This window comes from Klebsiella sp. HMSC16C06, from assembly GCF_001808325.1.
In the GTDB taxonomy this organism is placed as follows: domain Bacteria; phylum Pseudomonadota; class Gammaproteobacteria; order Enterobacterales; family Enterobacteriaceae; genus Klebsiella; species Klebsiella variicola.
Genome location: NZ_KV793009.1, coordinates 1 through 2,065, shown reverse-complemented (window position 1 = coordinate 2,065; position 2,065 = coordinate 1). Strand labels below are relative to the sequence as shown.

The window sequence follows — 2,065 nt, the reverse complement described above, 5'->3', positions numbered from 1 at the left end:
GCATAGAGGCGCCAGCTGAAGTTGAATGGAGTACTGTGGGCAAATGGCGCCGTCGGCCGGCGCAGCCGGCTGCCGTTTTGACAGGTTCTGCCAATCCCTCTCCCCATCCTTGTATCTAACAGTTTGTGGTGATTAGCTACCACCACTGAAGCAGAGTGAGCCGCTCCCTTCCCTGAAGGTCAGAAAATTCGGCACCGCTGAACCTTGATTTGCAGCATATGGCCCTCCGCTTCACCTTTCACGCCAGCACATCAGGTTGAACGGTTACCGGGAGCTCGACTCCGTATGTACAAGGCGAACAGGCGTGACGGTTTATGTGAGAGGAGTTTGACCATGTTTCCAGTCGGCATTGACGTAAGTAAAAACACTCTGGATCTTTGCATGCTTTATGACGGTATCAAAGGACGCATAAAAACCCGTAACATCCAAAATAACAGGCATTCAGTTGAAAATATTCTTCGCTGGCTCAGGCTTCAACACTGCGGTCCGGAAGATGTTCATGTGGTAATGGAAGCTACCGGTGTTTATCACGAACGGCTGGCCACTGAGTTACATGATGCCGGTTTCCGGATTTCTCTGGCCAACCCTCACCGCAGTCGGGAGTTTGCACGTGGCATGGGAATAATGACAAAAACGGATAAGGTGGATGCGTATATGCTGGCCTGTTACGCATTCCTTAAGAAGCCACACCGCTGGGAGCCGCCGGCACCCGAAATCAGATATCTCGGTGCACTCCTGCGACGGCGGGATGTTCTGCTGGGTGATGCCCTGCGTGAGGAGAACAGGCTGGAAAAATACCTGTCGACAGACACACCTGCAGATATTATCAGTTCCTGCAGGCGTATGGCGCAGCTTCTGCGCGAGGAGGTAAGTAATATCGAGCGGCAGATTAAAGCACATATCAAAGCCAGCCCCGCACTGAGGCGTGATTATACACTGCTGACCTCAATTAAATCGGTTGGTCCCCAGCTGGGGATGCATATGCTGGTCGTGCTTCGCAGCCATAACTTTGTATCGGCTGAGCAGGCTGCCGCCTTTCTGGGCGTGGTGCCGATCGAGAAACGCTCAGGCACATCGGTCCGGAGCCGACCGCGGATGTCGAAAATCGGCCCCCCTCAGTTGAGAGCGAAGCTTTACATGTCCGCCCTGTGCGGAAAAATCTACAATAAGCGAATGCGTAATATTTACGATGAGATGTGCCTGCGGGGTAAACCTAAAATGGTGGCCATTGGCGCGCTGATGCGGAAACTGGTGCACTGGTGTTATGGCGTCCTGAAGACCCGAACCGTTTTTAATGACGAAGACCTGAAACCGGTACTGTCAACCTGACTATACCAGGCTGGCATTAAACACAAGGTAACGCTCACTGCAATAAGTGAGCGCAGTCCGTTATGAGCGAAGAGCGGATATTCAGACCGACTGATAGCTGATTTAGAGTTGCCAAAAAGAGCGCTCCTATTCAGTACAAAAAAGATGGTAATGTTTCATAAAATCTCTTAGACCTTGCAGGAATGGTTTTGAAATGAATGGATCTTGTTTGTGTGGAACAATTGAATTTGAACTTACTCATAAACCAGCAGTGTTTTATCGTTGTCATTGCTCGCTTTGCAGAAAGCAGAGCGGTGTGGGTTACAATCTCGCCACACTAGTCAAAGACAGTGAGTTTCGCTGGATTAAAGGGGAAAACTGCATTGCTTCATGGTCTAAGCCAACGGGGTACCGTACAGATTTTTGCAATGTATGTGGCTCAACTGTGCCTAACAGTCTGCGAGACGTACCTTATGTCTGGGTTCCTGTTGGTTTAATTGACGAACGTCTTGAAATGGAATGTGCAGGAGACTTCTGCACTGATGATGCAATGCCCTGGGATGAAACCCGCTCACCTAGTTGTCACGCTGGACCTGTCGAGTCGCTAGCCTCGCTTTTAAAGTACCTGAAACTCAATTCCTGAGCGTCAGCATTTGGCACAAAGCAGACGTTAAAGCCTACAGCATCGGGATGCTTTCGGATGCCGCGTCAGCGGCATGGAGACGCCAGATGAGGTTACATGTGTCTGTGGAGTCAA

At 50.5% G+C, this 2,065-nt stretch carries 2 protein-coding genes; both read left to right on the top strand.

Annotated features, from left to right (window positions below):
* Positions 1–333 precede the first annotated feature (333 nt).
* Positions 334–1,329, top strand: coding sequence for an IS110 family RNA-guided transposase (locus HMPREF3142_RS16885; RefSeq protein ID WP_003031929.1), 996 nt, complete (start codon positions 334–336; stop codon positions 1,327–1,329).
* A 193-nt stretch (positions 1,330–1,522) separates the two neighbouring features.
* The gene (locus HMPREF3142_RS28145; protein WP_001554382.1) at positions 1,523–1,951 is read left to right on the top strand and encodes a GFA family protein; all 429 of its coding nucleotides are present in this window, start codon (positions 1,523–1,525) and stop codon (positions 1,949–1,951) included.
* Positions 1,952–2,065 lie beyond the last annotated feature (114 nt).

Excerpts from the sequence above, each read along its gene's own strand:
- HMPREF3142_RS16885 (WP_003031929.1), top strand. The coding sequence starts at position 334 with ATGTTTCCAGTCGGCATTGACGTAAGTAAAAACACTCTGGATCTTTGC.
- HMPREF3142_RS28145 (WP_001554382.1), top strand. The coding sequence starts at position 1,523 with ATGAATGGATCTTGTTTGTGTGGAACAATTGAATTTGAACTTACTCAT.